The 20,196-nt window shown below is 60.0% G+C and carries 19 protein-coding genes; 6 read left to right on the forward strand and 13 right to left on the reverse strand.

Translation table 11 applies throughout. The annotated features are described in order from the left end of the window. Positions 1–133 precede the first annotated feature (133 nt). Positions 134–1,465: a dicarboxylate/amino acid:cation symporter gene (locus tag ACZ445_RS23180; RefSeq protein WP_028617588.1), complete on the reverse strand. Its 1,332-nt coding sequence runs from the start codon at positions 1,463–1,465 to the stop codon at positions 134–136. Positions 1,466–1,803: 338 nt separating this feature from the next. Between ACZ445_RS23180 and ACZ445_RS23185 the strand changes: the two genes are divergently transcribed. Next, positions 1,804–2,802 (forward strand): AraC family transcriptional regulator, encoded by a 999-nt coding sequence (locus tag ACZ445_RS23185; RefSeq protein ID WP_058427482.1) that lies wholly within the window; start codon positions 1,804–1,806, stop codon positions 2,800–2,802. Between the two features lie 119 nt (positions 2,803–2,921). On the opposite strand, the gene ACZ445_RS23190 is transcribed toward ACZ445_RS23185, so the two are convergent. From ACZ445_RS23190 to ACZ445_RS23200, 3 genes are read right to left on the reverse strand one after another with little or no spacing between them, the layout of a single operon-like run. Then, a complete protein-coding gene (locus tag ACZ445_RS23190) occupies positions 2,922–4,268 on the reverse strand; it encodes an ATP-binding protein (RefSeq protein ID WP_058427483.1) in 1,347 nt (448 codons plus the stop codon). Further along, on the reverse strand, positions 4,265–4,942 hold the full coding sequence (locus ACZ445_RS23195; RefSeq protein ID WP_058427484.1) for a response regulator: 678 nt from the start codon (positions 4,940–4,942) through the stop codon (positions 4,265–4,267). Before ACZ445_RS23195 ends, ACZ445_RS23190 begins: the two co-directional genes overlap by 4 nt. An 18-nt stretch (positions 4,943–4,960) precedes the next feature. Next, a complete protein-coding gene (locus ACZ445_RS23200; protein WP_058427485.1) occupies positions 4,961–5,269 on the reverse strand; it encodes a hypothetical protein in 309 nt (102 codons plus the stop codon). Positions 5,270–5,404: 135 nt separating this feature from the next. Here ACZ445_RS23200 and ACZ445_RS23205 point away from each other — a divergent pair, with 135 nt between their 5' ends. Next, the gene (locus tag ACZ445_RS23205; RefSeq protein ID WP_058427486.1) at positions 5,405–6,121 is read left to right on the forward strand and encodes a 4'-phosphopantetheinyl transferase family protein; all 717 of its coding nucleotides are present in this window, start codon (positions 5,405–5,407) and stop codon (positions 6,119–6,121) included. Between the two features lie 4 nt (positions 6,122–6,125). Here the strand turns inward: ACZ445_RS23205 and ACZ445_RS23210 are convergent, their stop codons facing one another. Both ACZ445_RS23210 and ACZ445_RS23215 read right to left on the reverse strand, forming a co-directional pair. Beyond that, positions 6,126–7,736, reverse strand: coding sequence for an ATP-binding protein (locus ACZ445_RS23210; protein ID WP_179028885.1), 1,611 nt, complete (start codon positions 7,734–7,736; stop codon positions 6,126–6,128). Next, on the reverse strand, positions 7,733–8,458 hold the full coding sequence (locus ACZ445_RS23215; protein ID WP_058427488.1) for a response regulator: 726 nt from the start codon (positions 8,456–8,458) through the stop codon (positions 7,733–7,735). The genes ACZ445_RS23210 and ACZ445_RS23215 overlap by 4 nt, the downstream gene beginning before the upstream one ends. Positions 8,459–9,011: 553 nt before the next feature. On the opposite strand from ACZ445_RS23215, the gene ACZ445_RS23220 reads away from it, so the two are divergent. Beyond that, positions 9,012–11,906, forward strand: coding sequence for a ribonucleoside-diphosphate reductase subunit alpha (locus ACZ445_RS23220; protein ID WP_058427489.1), 2,895 nt, complete (start codon positions 9,012–9,014; stop codon positions 11,904–11,906). A 101-nt stretch (positions 11,907–12,007) separates the two neighbouring features. On the opposite strand, the gene ACZ445_RS23225 is transcribed toward ACZ445_RS23220, so the two are convergent. From ACZ445_RS23225 to ACZ445_RS23255, 7 genes are all read right to left on the reverse strand, one after another. After that, entirely contained in the window at positions 12,008–12,991 is a 984-nt protein-coding gene (locus ACZ445_RS23225; protein ID WP_058427490.1) for a hypothetical protein, read from the reverse strand. A 224-nt stretch (positions 12,992–13,215) separates the two neighbouring features. Beyond that, entirely contained in the window at positions 13,216–14,526 is a 1,311-nt protein-coding gene (gene flgE, locus ACZ445_RS23230; RefSeq protein WP_058427491.1) for a flagellar hook protein FlgE, read from the reverse strand. Positions 14,527–14,557: 31 nt separating this feature from the next. Then, positions 14,558–15,283 (reverse strand): flagellar hook assembly protein FlgD, encoded by a 726-nt coding sequence (gene flgD / locus ACZ445_RS23235; protein ID WP_058427492.1) that lies wholly within the window; start codon positions 15,281–15,283, stop codon positions 14,558–14,560. Positions 15,284–15,299: 16 nt separating this feature from the next. After that, the gene (gene flgC, locus ACZ445_RS23240; RefSeq protein WP_058427493.1) at positions 15,300–15,743 is read right to left on the reverse strand and encodes a flagellar basal body rod protein FlgC; all 444 of its coding nucleotides are present in this window, start codon (positions 15,741–15,743) and stop codon (positions 15,300–15,302) included. Between the two features lie 3 nt (positions 15,744–15,746). After that, the gene (flgB, locus tag ACZ445_RS23245; RefSeq protein ID WP_010208346.1) at positions 15,747–16,154 is read right to left on the reverse strand and encodes a flagellar basal body rod protein FlgB; all 408 of its coding nucleotides are present in this window, start codon (positions 16,152–16,154) and stop codon (positions 15,747–15,749) included. Positions 16,155–16,462: 308 nt separating this feature from the next. After that, a complete protein-coding gene (cheR, locus tag ACZ445_RS23250) occupies positions 16,463–17,290 on the reverse strand; it encodes a protein-glutamate O-methyltransferase CheR (protein WP_027607785.1) in 828 nt (275 codons plus the stop codon). A gap of 42 nt (positions 17,291–17,332) precedes the next feature. Then, positions 17,333–18,265 (reverse strand): chemotaxis protein CheV, encoded by a 933-nt coding sequence (locus ACZ445_RS23255; RefSeq protein WP_058427494.1) that lies wholly within the window; start codon positions 18,263–18,265, stop codon positions 17,333–17,335. A 94-nt stretch (positions 18,266–18,359) separates the two neighbouring features. Here ACZ445_RS23255 and flgA point away from each other — a divergent pair, with 94 nt between their 5' ends. The 3 genes from flgA (at position 18,360) to ACZ445_RS23270 (ending at position 20,102) form a co-directional block, all read left to right on the forward strand. Then, the gene (flgA, locus tag ACZ445_RS23260; RefSeq protein WP_058427495.1) at positions 18,360–19,124 is read left to right on the forward strand and encodes a flagellar basal body P-ring formation chaperone FlgA; all 765 of its coding nucleotides are present in this window, start codon (positions 18,360–18,362) and stop codon (positions 19,122–19,124) included. 141 nt (positions 19,125–19,265) lie between these two features. Next, positions 19,266–19,583 (forward strand): flagellar biosynthesis anti-sigma factor FlgM, encoded by a 318-nt coding sequence (gene flgM / locus ACZ445_RS23265; protein WP_464707621.1) that lies wholly within the window; start codon positions 19,266–19,268, stop codon positions 19,581–19,583. 48 nt (positions 19,584–19,631) lie between these two features. Beyond that, positions 19,632–20,102, forward strand: a complete 471-nt coding sequence (locus ACZ445_RS23270; protein ID WP_464707622.1) for a flagella synthesis protein FlgN — start codon at positions 19,632–19,634, stop codon at positions 20,100–20,102. Positions 20,103–20,196: the final 94 nt, after the last annotated feature.

Genomic DNA, 20,196 nt, shown 5'->3' on the forward strand with positions numbered 1-20,196 from the left:
TCCTGCAAGCGTTACAACTGATTCGCTACTGTAAAACAAAAGCCACCAGAGTGAGGCGCCAGAAACGCAAACGCCCCGAACCAGTCGGGGCGTTTGTGCGTTGCTGTCGGCGTTAGTTCACGCCATCGGCGATTTACTTGACCACAGGTGCAGGGCCTTCGGCCACGCCCAGGTCATCCAGCTCACGGGTTTCCGAGATGCCGGTACCGCCGGACGCCAGCTCGCTTTGCAGCTTGTCGGTGTCCAGCTCCTTGACCCATTTGGCCACGACGATGGTGGCAACGGCGTTACCTACGAGGTTGGTCAGCGCACGGGCTTCGGACATGAAGCGGTCGATACCCAGGATCAGCGCCAGGCCGGCAACCGGCAGGTGGCCTACGGCCGACAGGGTGGCCGCCAGTACGATGAAGCCCGAACCGGTCACGCCTGCAGCGCCTTTGGAGGACAGCAGCAGCACCAGCAGCAGGGTGATCTGGTGGGTGATGTCCATGTGGGTGTCGGTCGCCTGGGCGATGAACACGGCCGCCATGGTCAGGTAGATCGACGTACCGTCGAGGTTGAACGAGTAGCCAGTCGGGATGACCAGGCCTACTACGGATTTCTTCGCGCCCAGACGCTCCATCTTGATCAGCATGCGTGGCAGTGCGGATTCGGAGGAGGAAGTACCCAGTACGATCAACAGCTCTTCACGGATGTAGCGGATCAGTTTGATCACGCTGAAACCGTGAGCGCGGCAGATACCGCCCAGCACTACCAGCACGAACAGGATGCAGGTGATGTAGAAGCAGATCATCAACTGGCCCAACTGCACCAGCGAACCGACACCGTAGGCACCGATGGTGAATGCCATGGCGCCCAGGGCACCGATTGGCGCGAGCTTCATGATCATGTTGATGATGTTGAACATTACATGGGCGAAGCGATCGATGAAGTCCAGTACCGGCTTGCCGTAGGCGCCCAGGCGGTGCAGGGCGAAACCGAAGATCACCGAGAACATCAGCACTTGCAGGATGTCGCCGTTGGCGAAGGCACCGACGATGGTGTTCGGGATAACGTTGAGGATAAAGCCGACGATGCTCTGGTCCTTACCGGCGGTCACGTAGGCCGCGACTTTGGAAGCATCCAGGGTCGCTACGTCGATGTGCATGCCGGCGCCCGGTTGCACGACGTTCACCACGATCAGGCCGATCAGCAGCGCGATGGTGGAAACGATTTCGAAGTACAGCAGTGCGTAGCCGCCGGTCTTGCCGACCGATTTCATGCTTTGCATGCCAGCGATGCCGCTGACAACGGTGCAGAAGATGATCGGGGCGATGACCATTTTGATCAGTTTGATGAACCCGTCACCCAGTGGCTTGAGGGCCACACCGGTCTGTGGGTAGAAGTGACCGAGCAAAATACCGATAACGATTGCAACGATCACCTGGAAGTACAGGGATTTGTAGATAGGCTGACGAGTCGTCATTGCAAAGTTCCTCAATCGTCCCGTGTGGCAAATATCCGCCATTGCCCACGACACTTGAATTGCGAACCCTCCTGCACTGGAGGGATTTGTTGTTTGCGAGGTCTGTAAGTCCAGCCTGCGCTGGAATCCTTATCGCAAACGCCGTGCCACTTTGCTGAAAACCCCTGAAGGCCTTTAGACATCAGGGCTTGGGCTCTTCAGGTGCCCTCCCAAGCACCGAATCGAGTGGCGGTTTTCCGCCTACGACTCTAATCCCGTCCTACAATTTGGCGGATATCCGCCTTGTGACCCTACCCGGGGATGACTACCATCCGCCTCTCCATGGACGAGGCCTTCGCATGCGTGAACGTACCATCGCCAGTCATTACGCCCGGGCAGCCCTCGGCGGTGCGCGTCGGGCCGGTTACGACTACTCAGGGCTGCTGCTGCAGGCAGGTATTACCCCGGAATTGCTGACCGAACCCCGCGCCCGCATCGCACCGGAACAATTTACCCGGCTGCTGCAAATGCTCTGGCTGGCGCTGGACGATGAATACCTGGGGTTTGCCGACGGCCCGAGCAAACGTGGCACCTTCGCCATGATGTGCCACGCACTGATCCACTGCCGCACCCTGGAAAAGGCCCTGGAACGCGGCTTATTGTTTTATAGCCTATTTGCGCAAGGCCCACGCTGGCAGCTGACACGTGAAGGCGACATGGCCCGCTTGAGCCTGGACGACTCGCAACTGTGGGACCCGGATCACTTCCTCAGCGAATGCCTGCTGGTGATCTGGCATCGGCTCGGCAGTTGGCTGATCGGCCAACGTATCCGCCTGCACCAGGCCACCTTCAGCTACCCGATGCCGGCCCACGCCAGCGAATATGACCTGCTGTTTCCCTGTACCCAGGTATTCGGCGCACCGAACAGCAGCCTGGTGTTTCACAGCCGCTACCTGAGCCTGCCGCTGTTACAGGACGAACGCACGCTCAAGCACTTCCTCGAGCGATCCCCCGCCGACCTGCTGTCCCGGCCGGATGAAGGCGACAGTTTGAGCAGCCAGCTACGCCGCTTGCTCAGCCGCGACCGTACACCCTGGCCCGACTTGGAAGCCGTCGCCCAGCACCTGCACATCAGTCCACAGACCCTGCGCAGGCATTTGCGCGAGGAAGGCACCAGCTTTCAGGCACTCAAGGATGAGCTGCGGCGAGACATCGCCATCTATCATTTGGGGCGCGCGGATTTGTCGTTGCAGGAGATTGCCGAGCAGTTGGGGTTTTCCGAACCGTCGGCGTTTCATCGGGCGTTCAAGAAGTGGACGGGGTTGACGCCGGGGGCTTACCGAGCGCAAGAGAGCTAGAGATGTAGCGCTTGGACTGACGCTATCGGGGGCAAGCCCCCTCCCACCTTTGAATGTGTTCAAACATCAAAATGTGGGAGGGGGCTTGCCCCCGATAGCGTCAGTCCAACCGATAAAGATCACAAAGCCGGGAAGTGAATCCTGAAGGCGGCGCCACCCAACGGCGAATCGCCCAGGGTCAACCGCGCACCGTAGCTTTCGATAATGTCCTTGACCACCGCCAACCCAATCCCCTGCCCCGGGTGCTGGCGATCCAGGCGCTCACCCCGTTGCAGAATTCGTGCACGCTGATCCGGCGGCACGCCAGGCCCGTCATCCTCAATACACAACTCGGTGCCTTCCAGGCTCGCCACCAGGCTGATGCGCACTTCGCTCAAGCACAGGCGGTAGGCGTTTTCCAGCAGGTTGCCGAGCAACTCCAACAAAGCGCCTTTCTCGATCGGCACATCGCATTCTTCCGGCAGGTCAAAGGACACGCTGACGCGCTTGTCGCGATAGACCTTGCCCAGCGTATCGCACAGGCTTTGCAGCACCGGCTCCAGGCGCACCTGGTGGCGCACTAGGCCGCTTTTGCGCAAGCTGGCGCGCTGCAACTGGTAGCTGATCTGCTGGCTCATGCGCTCGATCTGCGATTGCAGCACCCGGGCCTGCTCACGATCCTCAGGACGCTGGGCCATTTCTTCGCTCACTCCCTGCAAAACGGCGAGTGGGGTTTTCAGGCTGTGGGCCAAATCGTCGAGGGAATCGCGGTAGCGCACGCGTTGCTCACGCTCGCTGTGCAGCAAGCGGTTGAGGGAGCCGGTCAGGCGCAGCAATTCGCGGGGGTGTTGTTCGGAGAGGCTCTCACGGGTGCCGCCTTCGATCTGGTCGAGTTCCTGACTCAGCCGCCGCAGCGCTTGCAGGCCCCAGGTCAGGCCCAGCCACAGCAAGGTCAACAACACCAGCAAGGCTGCGCCGAAGCCCAGGTAGAGATTTTCGCGCAGGCCTTCCAGGGTCAACTGGTATTCACGCACCGGTTGCAGGGCCACGATACTGAAGGCGGCGCTCTTGCCGCCCAGCAGCCTGACCTCGACGTCATACACGAAGAATTCCTGGCCGTTGGCCTCGCGAATCCGCGCAAACTCGTTACCGCGCCCGTCGTAGCGCGGTTTGTAGTTGATGTTTTCTTCCTTGGTCGCCCGCGAACGCCACACCAGGTGGCCTTCGCGGTCGTAGATATAGCCGAGCAGGCGGCTGTCAGTGAGGTTGAAGCGTTCGTCGGGCAACTGCGCCGGCATCAGCAGACGGTTGTTTTCGACCCGCGCGGCAGAGATCAAGGTGGTGACGTCCGACGCCAGGCGCTGCTCGATGGAGTCCTGCAACGCCAGGCTGAACGCCCCTTGCATGGCCGGCAACAGGCCGAGCATGAACAGGACGGCCAAGGTCGCGGCCGCCAGCATCAAGCGCACGCGTAGCGAGCGAATCAACGGCAGCGCTCATTGAACAGATAGCCCAGGCCACGCACGGTGTCGATCGGTTTGAACCCGGCCGGGCCTTCCAGCTTGCGACGCAGGCGGCCGACCAGCACCTCGATGACATTCGGATCACGCTCGTCGTCATCGGGGTAGAGCTGTTCCATCAAGCGGTCTTTGGCGACCACTTGTTGGTGATGGCGCATCAGGTATTCAAGGATCCGATATTCGTAGGCGGTCAACGCCAGCGGCTGCTCTTCGAGCGATGCCTGCTTACGGTTGAGGTCCAGCAGCAATGGCCCGGCAACGATGGTCGACTGGGTAAAGCCACTGGAGCGGCGCAGCAAGGCGTTCATCCGCGCCTCCAGCTCTTCGAACTGGAACGGTTTGACCACGTAGTCGTCGGCACCCGCAGCGAGGCCTTCGACCTTGTCCTGCCAGTTACCGCGGGCGGTGAGGATCAGGATCGGAAAGGTCTTGGCCTGCGTGCGCAGTTGGCGGATCAGGTCCAGGCCGCCCATGCCGGGCAGGCCCAGGTCGATGATCGCCAGGTCATGATTGAACTGGCCAGTCTGGTACAGCGCCTCTTCGGCATTGGCCACGGCCTCGACCACATGCCCGCTGTCGGTCAGGCGGGTAAACAGGTGATGACGCAGCAGCGCCTCATCTTCCACCACCAGCAATTTCATAAGGCTCTCCAAGGCAATTCAACTGTCCGACAGAGGGATATCATAGCGGCCCTGCAGGTCTTGCGGGCGCAGTTTTATGCCATTGAACTGGCCGGTCAGGTGTTCATAACCGGCGCGATAGCCCGGCTGCGGGGTTACAAGGCCCAGGGACTGGCCCCAGGGCGTGGGTTGGCTGCCCACTTCTTCGAAGCTGACACGCTGGATCAAAGTACTGGATTTCTTGGTTTTTTCACCGCCGAATGCGGCGAAGGCGCCGTCGGATGCCTGGACCCCGGCGGTGGCACTGAGCATGGTTAACGCCAACATCAGCTGTTTGATCGCAGTCATGGTGTTACCTCTATGCGTTTGGCTGTATGCCCCAGACTACGCAGCCCCCCCTGAACTCCCCCTGAACAGGCTCTGAACCTCACCTGAACCGCAGCGGGCTATCCTCGCGCCCCTCAACTCGGCAAAATACCGCCCATGAATCCGTTACCCGCTTGCTGCACCCCACTCGACGCCCATTGGCGGCTGCCCGAACCATTGCCCGGCACGGTGTTTCTCAGCACGCGTTTTGACCCGGCCCTGCTCACGCCTGGCGATTTCCAGCGCTGTGCCGTGCCGCCACCGGCGAGCATCCAGCGCTCGGTGGCCAAGCGCCAGGCCGAGTTCCTCGCCGGTCGCTTGTGCGCCCGTGCCGCCCTGCAACAACTCGATCACCTCAACTGCATCCCCGCGATCGGCGAAGACCGCGCACCGGTGTGGCCCGCGCACATCAGCGGCTCCATCACCCATAGCACTGGGCACGCCGCCGCGATTGTCGCGCACAAGGCGCAATGGCGCGGGCTGGGTATGGACCTGGAGAATGTGCTGAGCCTGGAGCGGGCGGAGCGGTTGGCCGGGGAAATCCTGACGGCTGATGAGCTGCAGCGCATGGCCGCCTTGCCAAGAGAGCAGATAGCGCAGTTGGTGACGCTGACGTTCTCCGCCAAGGAGAGCCTGTTCAAGGCGCTCTATCCCATTGTGCAGAAGCGTTTCTACTTTGAGCATGCCGAGTTGCTGGAATGGTCAGAGCCCGGGCATCTGCGGCTGCGACTGCTGACGGACCTGTCCGAAGAGTGGTGCCATGGCAAGGAATTGGTGGGGCAGTTCGCGGTGGATGATGGGCAGCTGTTGAGCCTGGTCGCAATCAGCGCCTGATCCATCAGGGTTTATCCTGATCCCTGGGCCAACTCAAGCTGAAACAGGCGCCGCCCAAATTGTTGCTCTTGCTGATCAACGCCCGCCCGCCGTGCCAATAGATAATCCGCCGCACAATCGACAACCCCAGGCCATGCCCGCCCGAGGCACGGGTGCGACTGTCGTCCAGGCGCAGGAACGGCGTGAAGATGCGCTCCCAGGCGCTTTCCGGCACGCCGGGGCCGTCGTCTTCCACGTCGATGCAGCAGCGTACCTGGCCCACCTGATAACTGATCAACACCCGGCCCTGGGCGTGGCGCATGGCATTGCTCACCAGGTTCTGCAACGCACGGTGCAGGTAGCGCGGCTCGGCATCGACCCAGGCGTCGTCCCAATGCGCTGATGACAAGCAAATACCGCGGGCTACATTTATTTGCGGACGCAGTGGCGATAATTCGCCGATTACCTGATCGAGCAGCGCATCAAGGTCGACGCGCTGGAAATTCAGCTCCGGCGAGCCTTGTTCAAGGCGCGCATAAGTGAGCATTTCATCCACCAGGCCATCCAGGTCCTGGATGTCGCTGTCCATGCCCTCCAGGTATTTACGCCGTGCCTCGACGGTAGTCGCGTCGCCGACCATCTCCAGGCCAAAACGCAAGCGTGCCACCGGCGTGCGCAGTTCGTGGGACACCGCGCGCACCAACTCGCGCTGGATCGCCAGCAGTTGTTGCAAATGCTCGGCCATGCCATTGAACGCAGCCGCCAGCCGCCCCACCGAATCGGCACCACGGGCCGGCACGCGAACCTCCAGGTTGCCCTTGGCGATCCGTGTGGCGGCGGCTTCAAGGCCGCGCAGCCGACGTTCAAGCTGGCGCACCAATAGATAGACGATCAGCCCGATCAGAGTCAGGCCGATCAAGGCGATCAGGATCAGCCATTGCGCCGGGTAAGGGTTCATCTGATACAACGGGCCGATCTCCAGCACCCACGGCGTACCGACCATGCCGGCAAACACGCGGATCGAATCGCCGCCCTTGCCCAATGCCATCACCGTATCGCCTTCCGATACACGACGGCGCTGGTCTTCATCCATATCGGCCTGATCGAGGGGCATCAAGTGCATATCAAAGCCAAAGCCCTTGGCTTCCTTTATCTGCGCCAGGCGTTGCGGCTGTTCGGCCACCGGGAAGCGCACCAGCTCATCGGCAAGCAGGTAGATGGTCGCGCGCGCCAGCTGCTCGCTGATCTGCTGCACTTCACCGGTCAGCACAAGCGGCTCCTGTTCGCTGACCAAGCGCAGTACCCGCGCGGCATGTGGCCCGGTCTGTTGCACCAGCACCTGGCCGCGTTGCAGGCGATTGCGCTGGCTCAAGTCCAGTTGCGCATCGGCCAGCGGGCGCAACTCCAGCGGGATCCCCAGCAAACGCTCCCACACCGCCAGGGCGCGCTGGCGCTCGATGGCGCTCATGGGTTGCAGGTTGTCGCCCATCAAGGCGAAGGTGCCATGGGCCAGGCGCTCGCGGTATTGGCCGCTGCGCACCTCGTTGAGCAGGTGCAGGGCGAGTACGCCGAGCAGCGCCACCAGGATCAGCGCCGCGCACATGCCACCGTAGATGCGCAGGAAGATCGAGTTCACAGCGGCATGTCGGCGGCGGCTTCGGGGACGAACAGGTAGCCTTTGCTGCGGATAGTCTTGATCAGGCGCGGGTGGATCGGGTCGTCACCTATCTTGGGGCGGATACGAGAGATACGCACATCGATGGAGCGATCCTGGCCGTCGTAGCCGATGCCGCGCAGGGCAATGAAGATTTCTTCGCGGGACAGAATCCGCCCGGCATTCGCCACCAGCAGCCACAGCAGGTCGAACTCGGCGCTGGTCAGTTCGATGCCCTCATTATTCAGCCAGGCCTCGCGCAGGGCGTTGTCCACCACCAGAGGGCCGAATTGCAGGCGGCGCTGGTTCTCCACAGCGGCTGGCTCCGTCGCTTCGCTGCGCCGCAGCAGGGCCTGGATGCGCGCCAGCAACAGGCGCGGGCGCACGGGCTTGCACACATAATCGTCGGCGCCCATGTCCAGGCCCAGCACCTGGTCCATATCGTCGGTGCGCGCGGTGAGCATCAGGATCACGCCGTCATAGCGCTCACGCACCTTGCGGCAGATGCTCAGGCCGTCTTCGCCGGGCAGCATCAGGTCGAGGATCACCAGGTCGGGCTGTTCGGCGATGATCCGCGCCGCCGCCAGGGCACCATCGCCCTCCACCGAGACCCGCAGGCCGTTGCTCTCCAGGTACTCACGGGTCAATTCGGCCAATCGCTGGTCGTCTTCGACTATCAATACCTGCCAGGCTTCTTGCTCCACGGGTGACCTCAATGTCTGTCATAAAAGGCGGGCATGATGTGGGTCACTTCTTAGCCCGATGTGAGCGATTGTAGCCATGGGCCAGCCCTCAAACACAAGCCGGGAAATCCATTCGGTGATCGCGTTTTTTTGTGATAGGGTTCGCGCCCTTCGAAAATGGGCCGCTTGTTTTGAGCCCGTAACATTTAATGACAAACGGTGTAATCCAGCAGCAATGCGGCCTACACGGCTGTTCTACCTTTCTTACACATTTTACTCACAGCGTTATCCACAGGTTACTGCGTTGCTAACCCCTCAAAAACGCATTATCTTGTACCTCGGCACTACAGAAGACCCTACATGTGGGGTTTTCGAACAAACTGCCCAACCACACAAGTGGCTCGAAATTCAAGCGTTTTATTGCTAGCGCAGCATGGAACCAACCGATTTTCAGTAGACCAAACCGCTCACGCGGATGGCAGCTGTTTCCCATCCCCGATATGGAAAACGGTACGGGTGTTGCAGGAAGAGCCTGGCACTCGCAATCAAATATAGAACGTGGAGACAACCCCCCATGCAAACCGACACAACTCGCGAGAACCCGCAAGGCTCCGTGCCGCAGGCCGCCGATTCGAACCTGGATCTGTCCGCCACCGCACCTGGCCAACTGCGTGTGATCAAGCGTAACGGCACTGTCGTTCCTTACACCGATGACAAAATCACCGTCGCCATCACCAAAGCGTTTCTTGCAGTTGAAGGCGGCACCGCTGCCGCTTCGTCGCGCATCCACGACACCGTTGCCCGCCTGACCGAACAAGTCACCGCGACCTTCAAGCGTCGCATGCCCTCGGGCGGCACCATCCACATCGAAGAAATCCAGGACCAGGTCGAACTGGCCCTGATGCGTGCCGGCGAGCAGAAAGTCGCCCGCGACTACGTGATCTACCGTGATTCGCGCGCCAAGGAACGTGCCGTACGCTCCCCGGCCGAAGAAGCTGCCGTGCAAGCGCATCCGTCGATTCGTATCACCCTGGCCGACGGCAGCTTTGCACCGCTGGACCTGGGCCGCCTGAACACCATCATCACCGAGGCCTGCGAAGGCCTGGAAGAAGTCGACGGTGACCTGATCCAACGCGAAACCCTGAAGAACCTGTACGACGGCGTGGCCCTGACCGACGTTAACACCGCCTTGGTGATGACCGCCCGTACCCTGGTTGAACGCGAGCCGAACTACTCGTTCGTGACCGCGCGCCTGCTGATGGACACCCTGCGTGCCGAAGGCCTGGGCTTCCTGAAAGTCGCCGACAGCGCCACCCACCACGAGATGGCCGACCTGTACGCCAAGGCCCTGCCGGCCTACATCGCCAAGGGTATCGAATTCGAATTGCTCAACCCGGTCCTGGCCACCTTCGACCTGGAAAAACTCGGCAAGGCGATCAACCACGAGCGTGACCAGCAGTTCACCTACCTGGGCCTGCAGACCCTGTACGACCGTTACTTCATCCACAAGGACGGTATCCGCTTCGAACTGCCGCAAGTGTTCTTCATGCGCGTGGCCATGGGCCTGGCGATCGAAGAGAAGCACAAAGAAGACCGTGCCATCGAGTTCTACAACCTGCTGTCGTCCTTCGACTACATGTCGTCGACCCCGACCCTGTTCAACGCCGGCACCCTGCGTCCACAGCTGTCGAGCTGCTACCTGACCACCGTGCCGGACGACCTGTCGGGCATCTACCACGCGATCCACGACAACGCCATGTTGTCCAAATTCGCCGGCGGCCTGGGCAACGACTGGACCCCGGTGCGTGCGCTGGGTTCGTACATCAAGGGCACCAACGGCAAGTCCCAGGGCGTTGTACCGTTCCTGAAAGTGGTGAACGACACCGCTGTAGCCGTGAACCAAGGTGGCAAGCGCAAAGGCGCTGTCTGTGCCTACCTGGAAACCTGGCACATGGACATTGAAGAGTTCATCGAGCTGCGCAAGAACACCGGTGATGACCGTCGTCGTACCCACGACATGAACACCGCCAACTGGATCCCTGACCTGTTCATGAAGCGTGTCTTCGATGACGGCAAGTGGACCCTGTTCTCGCCATCCGAAGTGCCGGACCTGCACGACCTGACCGGTAAAGCCTTCGAAGAGCGCTACGAGTACTACGAAGCCCTCACCGAGTACCCAGGCAAGGTCAAGCTGTTCAAGACCATCCAGGCCAAAGACCTGTGGCGCAAAATGCTGTCCATGCTGTTTGAAACCGGCCACCCATGGCTGACCTTCAAAGACCCGTGCAACCTGCGCAGCCCGCAGCAGCACGTGGGCGTGGTCCACAGCTCGAACCTGTGCACCGAGATCACCTTGAACACCAACAAGGACGAGATCGCCGTTTGCAACCTGGGTTCGATCAACCTGCCGAACCACATCGTCAACGGCAAGCTGGACACCGCCAAGCTGGAACGTACCGTCAACACCGCCGTACGCATGCTCGACAACGTGATCGACATCAACTACTACTCGGTGCCACAGGCGCAGAACTCCAACTTCAAGCACCGTCCGGTTGGCCTCGGCATCATGGGCTTCCAGGACGCGCTGTACCTGCAGCACATCCCGTACGGTTCGGATGCTGCCGTCGAGTTCGCCGACAAGTCCATGGAAGCGGTCAGCTACTACGCGATCCAGGCTTCCTGCGACCTGGCCGACGAGCGCGGCGCCTACGAGACGTTCCAGGGTTCACTGTGGTCCAAGGGCATCCTGCCGCTGGATTCGCAACAGATCCTGATCGAAGCCCGTGGCCAGAAGTACATCGATGTCGACCTGAACGAATCCCTGGACTGGGCGCCGGTACGTGCCCGTGTGCAGAAAGGCATTCGTAACTCCAACATCATGGCCATCGCACCGACCGCCACCATTGCCAACATCACTGGCGTGTCGCAGTCGATCGAACCGACCTACCAGAACCTGTATGTGAAATCGAACCTGTCGGGCGAATTCACCGTGATCAACCCGTACCTGGTTCGCGACCTCAAGGCTCGCGGCCTGTGGGACTCGGTCATGATCAACGACCTGAAGTACTACGACGGTTCCGTGCAGCAGATCGAACGAATCCCGCAGGAACTCAAGGAGCTCTACGCGACCGCCTTCGAAGTGGACACCAAGTGGATCGTTGACGCCGCCAGCCGTCGCCAGAAGTGGATCGACCAGGCTCAGTCGCTGAACCTGTACATCGCCGGCGCATCGGGCAAGAAGCTGGACGTGACCTACCGCATGGCCTGGTACCGTGGCCTGAAAACCACTTACTACCTCCGTGCCCTGGCCGCGACCAGCACCGAGAAGTCGACCATCAACACCGGTAAGCTGAACGCGGTTTCCAGCGGCAACCATGGTGATGACTCGGTGCTTGCAGCCCCAGCCGGACCGGCGCCAGTGCCAAAGGCCTGCGCGATTGACGAGCCGGATTGCGAAGCTTGCCAATAAGCTGAGCCTGCCTTGGGTTTAACCCCCCAAGACTGAAAAGCCCCCGATATACCCATGGTGTATCGGGGGCTTTTTTGCCTGGATGCAGGCAAGTACGCTGCCTAGAACAAGACTGTCGCAATACCCGATTTAGGCACGCCGCCTCGCCTTCCCCACAACTCAACCCGACCATTGATGACAGCCATCGAGTGGCCATCGTATTCCACTGTACCCACCTTGCTGTTTCTCAAATCGGCGTCGGTCGCCGGCCGGTAGCGCCCCTTCAACCCCAGTCGATCCAAGCCCTCACGCGAATCCTCGCCATCATTGAGGCTATCCATCGCTGCCCGGAAACTTCTCCCAGCCGTGCCGTCGTTATTTTCCATCTGCGCCCGCTTGGCGCTGGCGGCATACATGAAGTTGGCGTCCGTCATCATTGCCGGGTCATCCCCCTTCAATTGTGCATGACTGGCCGCTTGCTTCACTTCGTCCCGGGTCAATGACAGATTGAAGCCATCGCGCATTGTCACGTCGTAACCGTTTGCAGTCTCCTTCACGTCCTTGAAGACATCGGTAGGCTTCTGGCCATACTGCATCATGGCGGCTTTGATGGCGGAAACCGTGATGCAATTACCATCGGGGCCCTGACTGAATCCGCTCCAGATATTGTCAGGCTTTTTTCCGGGGTTGCTGTTATCCGGCCTGTAGTTGAAGTGCCTTGCCCCTTCAGTAACCGGCTTGTTGCTCATGGACTCAGAGGGCCCGAAATCACTTCGGGGAACGCTGGGACCGCGACGACCGCCTGGCGACACAGGGGGCGCAGGTGGCTGTGAATCCTCGTCTTCGGGAAACCACTGCTTCAACAGCTGCCTGAGAAACTCACGAAACTGTGCATCAGCGGCCTCAATCATTGTGTTGAGGATTTCCTTGAACTTCTCACTCCCCAATTTCTCACGTAACGCATTCAACTTGTCGCGCGTATCCTGAACCACCTGATTCTTGCCGGTCTGTTGCGCATCGAACAGCTCGCCGAGCAACTGCTTCACCGCAGACACGTCAGCCACCGGCGCAACCGCAGGTGTATCGCCGCCTGCCTGGCCAGGCATATACCCGACACGCCGAGCGCCTTGCCCGGACACTCCTGAATGCCACATTCCCCCGCCCCCTTTGATTGGTGAGCCACCCAGACTCTGGTTCAATCAGTGGCAGAACAGGTCAAGCGCGTTCCTTCCCCAGCATCAAAGCGCGTAACCTGATATGTCATCGGCACTTTTCTTACGCCCACAAAAAAGCCCCTCTTACGAAGGGCTTCTTGTGCAGCGCTACCGCATCAGGTCATCTGGATGATGGTCTGCATGATGGTGCTCTGGGTGGAGATGGTCTTGGCGTTCGCCTGGTAGTTGCTCTGGGCCTTGATCAGGTCCACCAGCTCGTTGGTCAGGTTGACGTTTGAGTTCTCCAGGGAGTTGGCCACGATCGACCCCAGGGTACCGGCTTGCGGAGTGTCGTAACCCGGCTGGCCCGAAGCGAAGGTTTCTTTCCAGGTAGTACCGCCGGCAGGCTGCAGGCCCTGCTCGTTGTTGAAGCTGGCCAGGGAGATCTGGCCGATGGCCTTGCTCTGCTGGTTGCTGAACGTGGCGAACAGTACGCCGCTACCGTCGATTTTCAGCCCGGTGATCTGGCCGGTGGCGTAGCCATCGGTGACCGGTGGGTTGCGGTAGGTGGCCGAGTTGTATTGGGTGATGTTGGCCATGTTGACGGCGATACCTGTTGGGTTCGCATCGGCACCGTTGGCCTTCCACACACCATTGGTCACGGTGCCAGGAACCCAACCGGTAATGGTCAGGGTCTTATCGGAGACACCACCGGTGACCACACTGGTCAGCTTGCCGGCGCCGTCAAAGGTCAAGGTCGATGGTACAGGTGGGGTCGATGGGGTGCCGGTTGGCGCCGAACCGTTGGGGTTGCGACCATCGATCAAGGTATAGGCATTCCACTTGTTACCGTCGGTTTTCACCAGGTATTGCACCATCGGGTGCGCGTTGCCCTGGGAGTCGTACAAGGTGGTGCTGTACTGGGTGGTAAAGGTGCTGGTGTCGTTCGGGTTGAACGGCTTGGCCACCTGGTCGATCACCGGCTCCGAGGAGTTCAGGTTACTGGTGGAGTCCACTTTGGTGGAGGCCTTGGGCGGCAGGTTCGACAGGTTCAGTTGCAGGTCGGTCAGGCCGCCCTTGATGATCTTGCCATCCGCATCCGCCGCGTAGCCTTGCAGGCGCGAGGTGCCGGTGTTGTTGGTGATGTAGCCGTCTTTGTCGGCACGGAAGGCACCGCTGCGGGTGTATTCCAGCGAACCGTCGCTGCCCTTTTGCACGAAGAAGCCGCCACCCTGGATCGCCATGTCCAGGATACCGCCGCTGCCGTTGACGTCACCTTGGGTGAACTGCTGCGACACGGCCGCCAGGTTCACACCGTTGCCGATGCTGTTCTGGCCAGTGCCCAGCTTGGACGCCGCGTAGATGTCGGCGAATTCCGCACGGGACGACTTGAAGCCAGTGGTCGCGACGTTGGCGATGTTGTTGCCGGTCACGTCCAGTTGTTTGTTGGCCGCATAGAGGCCGCTAAGGCCGATGTTAAAAGACATGTTTCTCTCCCTCTGCCGTATTTAGCCGGCTCTATGTACCGATAGTCTGAATTTGCGACAGCTTGACGCTGCCCATGCCGCCAGCCAGGTTCAGCAGCATTTCGCCGCCGGTCTTGCTCAGGGTCACGCTCGTTACCGTCGCTGGCAGCGAAGTGGCCAGGGCAACCGAGTCACCCTTGTCGTTCTTGGTGGTGGCGTTGAAGGTGTAGGTGCCCGCTGGAGCGACCTCGCCCTTGTCGTTCTTGCCATCCCAGATGAAGTTCTGGGTGCCCGCGCTCTGGGCCCCCATGTCGATGGTGCGCACCACGTTGCCGTCTTTGTCGGTGATCTTGACGGAGACGTTGCCCACCGCCGAGGTCACCGCCACAGAACCGGTCATGCTCTTGCTCGTATCAACCATGGCCTTGTCGGTCTGGATGATGATCGAGCGTCCGACCAGCGACGACGCCTGCAATGCCTGGGACGAGCTGAAGTTGGTGGAGATCGCATTCACCGAGTCGTTCAGGGTGTTGATGCCTTCCAGGCTGCTGAACTGCGCCAGTTGCGCCACGAACGCGCCGTTGTCTTGCGGCGACAGCGGGTTCTGGTTTTTCAGCTGAGTCACCAGCAGTTGCAGGAACGCATCCTTGCCCAACGCCTGCTTGCCCGTCGCCTTGTTGGCGGCGTCGCTGACGCTGCTGTTGTCCTGGGCGTTCTTGACCTTGGAGTTGAACAGGTCCTGGACCGGCGTATTGTTTGACGTATCAACGATGGCCATTGTTTGGCGCCCCTTATCACTGACCCAGGGTCAGGACCTTCTGCATCATGGTTTTGGCGGTGTTCATCATTTCCGCGTTGGTCTGGAACGAGCGGCTGGCGGAAATCATGTCAGCCATTTCCTCGACCACGTTGACGTTGGGGTAATAGACATAACCCTTTTCGTTCGCGGCGGGATGGTTGGGTTCGTAGCGGGCTTCGAGGTTGCTTTGATCCTCGACCACACCCAGCACCTGCACGCCGGAGCCGGCGGCACCCTGGTCCTGGAACAGTGAATCGCTGCCGCCGTTCTGGCCAGCCTGGAACATGGTGGCGAACACCGGGTGGCGGGCGCGGTAGGTCTGGTCAATGCTCGAAGACACGGTCTCGGCGTTGGCGATGTTACTGGCGACGGTGTTCAAGCGCGTGGTCTGCGCGCTCATGCCACTGCCGGCAATATTGAAAACACTGGACAGGGACATGGCTTACTCTCCACGCAGGGCTGACATCAGCCCTTTGAATTTGCTGTTGAGCAGGGTAAAGCTGGCCTGGAAGTTCACCGAGTTCTCGGCGTAGGCCGATTGCTCCAGTTGGGCGTCGACGGTGTTCTGGTCGATCGACGGTTGCATCGGCGTGCGATACAGCAACGACTCGTCACCATTGCTCAGGCCTTGCGCTTCGATATGACGGCTATTGGTCATGTTCAAGGCGAAGGTGCCGTTCTTGGTCTTGTCCTGCTGTGCGGCGAGCACGGCGGAGAAATCCAGGTCCCGAGCCTTGTAGTTCGGGGTGTCGGCGTTGGCAATGTTGTTGGCCAGGACTTCGGCACGCTGGGCGCGGAAGCCCAGGGCTTGTTCGTGGATACCGAGCGCTTTATCGAAGCTGATGCTCATGGCGGAAACCTTCAAGGGCTGACCTGCTTTTCGTTAACAGGGTTATAGCAAGGTGCATGCCAATCTTGCGCAGGCCCGTATATCAAGGGTTTCGGAGGGGGTTGCCGGCGGCAATGCCAGAAAAGCGGCAAGCGGTTTCCGCGTGGCGCCAGTAAAGCGGCAATGAGGGTTGCCGCTTTACTGCGGTTTGCCGCAAAACAAATGTGGGAGGGGGCTTGTTCCCGATGGCAGTGGTTCAGTTGATACATCGATCACTGACACACCGTCATCGGGAACAAGCCCCCTCCCACATTTTTTACCGCGCAGCTTTATTTAGCCTGGTAGATGATCCCCGGGCTGCACTGCACCATCTGGAAATGGTCCGGCAGACCGTTCAGCGCCTCAGAAGCACCAAGGAACAGATAACCACCGCGCTTGAGCGTGCCGTGGATGCGCAACAGGATGTCTTTCTTCACTTCGGCCGAGAAGTAGATCAGCACGTTGCGGCAGAACACCATGTCGAACTTGCCCAGGCTGGCATAGCTGTCGAGCAGGTTGAAGGAGCGGAATTCCACACGGTTCTTGATCGGCGCCTTGACCGCCCAGCGTCCAGCCCCTTTCGGGTCGAAGTAACGCTGCAGGCGCTCCTGGGACAAACCACGCCCCAAGGCCAGGCTGTCGTACTCACCGGTCTTGCAGTTGGTGAGCATGGTGCCGGACAGGTCGGTGGCCACGATTTGCGCCCCCGCCTTCAACTGGCCCATGTTGGTCCGCTCGAACTCATCGATGGACATCGAAATCGAGTACGGTTCCTGCCCCGAGGAACAGGCGGCCGACCAGATGCGCAGGCGCTGGCCGGGGCTGGCCTTGATGGCTTCCGGCAGCACTTTGCTCTTGAGCACTTCAAACGGGTAGGTATCGCGGAACCACAGGGTTTCGTTGGTGGTCATGGCATCGACCACCATTTCCTTGAGCCCGCTGCGCGGCTGGCCCTGGATGCGCTGCACCAACTCACCCAACGACTTGATGCCCTGCTGCTCCATCAGTTTGTTGAGACGGCTGGATACCAGGTACTGCTTGTTTTCACCGAGCAATATGCCACAGGCTTTTTCCAGGAAGACCCGGAACTGTTCAAAATCCAAATTACCTGTAGACACTGATACCGCCTCTAAAATCGTATGACCGCCAAGGGAAACACCTTAGCTGTGATCTGCTGCCTTGATCCGGTCGACAACCCGGGATGCCAGGTCATCAGGACGGAATTTGGCCAAGAAGTCATCGGCACCGACCTTCTTGACCATCGCCTGGTTGAATACACCCGACAACGAAGTATGCAGGATGATATGCAATTTTTGCATGCGTGGATCGTTGCGGATCTCGGCCGTGAGGGTATAGCCGTCCATTTCCGGCATCTCGATGTCGGAAATCATCATCAAGAATTCTTCTTCCGGCTTCTTGCCTTCATCCACCAGCTTGCGCAGGTAGTCCAGCGCCTGGCGCCCGTCATTGAGTGCCACTACTTCAACGCCGACGGTTTGCAGGCAACGGGTCACCTGCTTGCGCGCCACGGACGAGTCGTCCACCGTGAGCACGCGCAGTGAGACTGCCTTGTGCGCGGTTTCGGCGTCCACCACACCCACCGAGATCGATTCGGAGGTAGGCGCCACTTCGGCGAGGATTTTCTCGACGTCGATGATTTCCACCAACTGGTTGTCGACCCGCGTCACCGCCGTAAGGTAGTGGTCACGACCGGTGCCCTTGGGCGGCGGATGGATCTCCTCCCAGTTCATGTTGACGATGCGCTCCACCGAGCGCACCAGGAAACCCTGGGTCTTGGTGTTGTACTCGGTAATGATCACGAACGGGCTTTCGCGGTCCTGCAAACCGGCGGAACCGGTGGCCAGGGCCAGATCAAGAATCGGGATCGTCGCGCCACGGATGTTGGCAACGCCACACACCACCGGGCTGGACTTGGGCATGATCGTCAGCTTGGGGCATTGCAGCACTTCCCGCACCTTGAACACGTTGATGCCATACAGCTGCTTGCCATCCAGGCGAAAAAGCAACAACTCCAGGCGATTCTGCCCCACCAGCTGTGTGCGCTGGTTTACTGAATCCATTACTCCTGCCATGCCTTGACTCCCACGCTAAAACCTTCGGCCATACCTATAAGGGCAGTGACGCGCACCCAACACTAAACGGCACGAGCTTTGCTATTTATTGGTCATGGATATTAAAACGACAGTTTCCCGACGCCTCCACCTGACACGGTATTGCAGACTGCTCTGCGCGCCGCTGGCACTGCTTGCCTTGGGCCTGGGCGCCACGGCCCGCGCAGATAACGTCACCTTGCCTGATCTACTTATCGGCGTCACCCAGGGCTTTCTTGAGTTCACTGTAGAAGATTATCTGGCGACCACCCAGACGCCGGGGCGTTACGAAATCCAGGTCAACCAGTTGGACCCGCGCCTGCGCATGCCCATGTGCGACAAGGAATTGACAGCCACCCTGGAAAGCCCCGCCCAACCCATCGGTCGCGTAACGGTGAAGGTGCGCTGCGACGGCGCCTCGCCCTGGACGGTGTTCGTGCCCGCCCAGGTCAAATTGTTCCGCGATGTGGTGGTGGTTGCCCGCCCACTTAAACGCACGGGCATTATCGGTTTTGAGGACGTGGTGCTGCGCGAACGCGACATCAGCATGATCAGCCAGGGCTACTTGACCTCCCTCGACCAGGCCGTCGGGCAGAAACTGACCCGACCAGTGGTCACCGATCAGGTCATCACCCTGGTGCACCTGGAGCAGGCCGAGGTGATTCGCAAAGGTGACCAGGTAGTGATTTCCGCCAGCAGTGGCGCGCTGCAGGTCAAAATGCCGGGGGAAGCCTTGTCCAACGGCGGCATGAGCGAACAGATACGCGTGAAGAATCTCAACTCCAACCGTGTGATCAAGGCGCGTGTCACGGCTCCCGGTCAAGTGGAGGTGGCTTTATAGACCACTGGTATCAGACGCCAGCTTTTCCTACACTGTCGGTTGGATGCCGGCCGGTGCAGTTTATTGTCATTCGAGCCTAAAGTTTGTCCGGATATGGCCGAAAACATGGCAAGCGTCCAAATACCCAGAGGTTTTTTGATCATGGTCATCGATTTCAGCCGTTTAAATAGCACCCCGACAACGTCGGCACCTACGCGCACTGTCGGCACCAAGGACAGCGTAGAAGCCAAGGCTCAGCCACTGCCCGCCAAGGCAGAACAGGCCAGCCAGAGCGGGGAATCCGTACACCTGAGCAATGAGGCTCAACAGTTGCAGAAGGTCACTGACTCGCTGCGCGATCAACCGGTAGTCAATAAAGCCCGTGTGGCCGAATTGAAACAGGCAATCGCCGATGGCAGCTATAAAGTCGACAGCAACCGTGTAGCCAGCAAGCTGCTTAATTTCGAAGCCGAGCGCTAGGCAAAGGCCTGCGCCGGGCTTTTGGACGCTTAAACCCCAAGGCCAGCCATGCATCACGACGAAACCCTGCTTCAACTGATCATTTATGATCTAGCACCGACGCAATTGCTGCTCGAGCTGCTCAGGGAAGAATCCCTGGCCCTTTACGGCCGGGACATGCCCCTGCTGGAAGAAATTCTGGCGCGCAAGCAATCGCTGATTGTCCTGCTGGAACAGCACGGCAAAAAACGCAGCGAGATCCTCGTCAGCCTGGGCCTGCCCGCCGACCATGATGGCCTCGCGCAGCTGGCCAGCCACTCCTCGGTCGGCGATCAACTACTGGCCCAGAGCAAAGCACTCAACCTATTGCTCACCCAGTGCCAGGAAGCCAACCAACTCAACGGTCAGTCGATCCAGCTTCAGCAAGCCACGACCGCCAACCAGTTGCGTATACTTCACGGCGGAGAGCCTCCAGCGCTTTACAACGCTCAGGGCTCCACCTCGCGCCTGGTCAAGCCAAGCACCCGCAGCCAAGCCTGACGCCGGTTTACAGCGCGGCCTATCCAAGGCGCGCCACATACTGGCAGAATGCCTGCTCTTGCGTGTAGTCGTATTTTGTCTGGAGATGGAAGAA

Source organism: Pseudomonas allii (assembly GCF_055380095.1).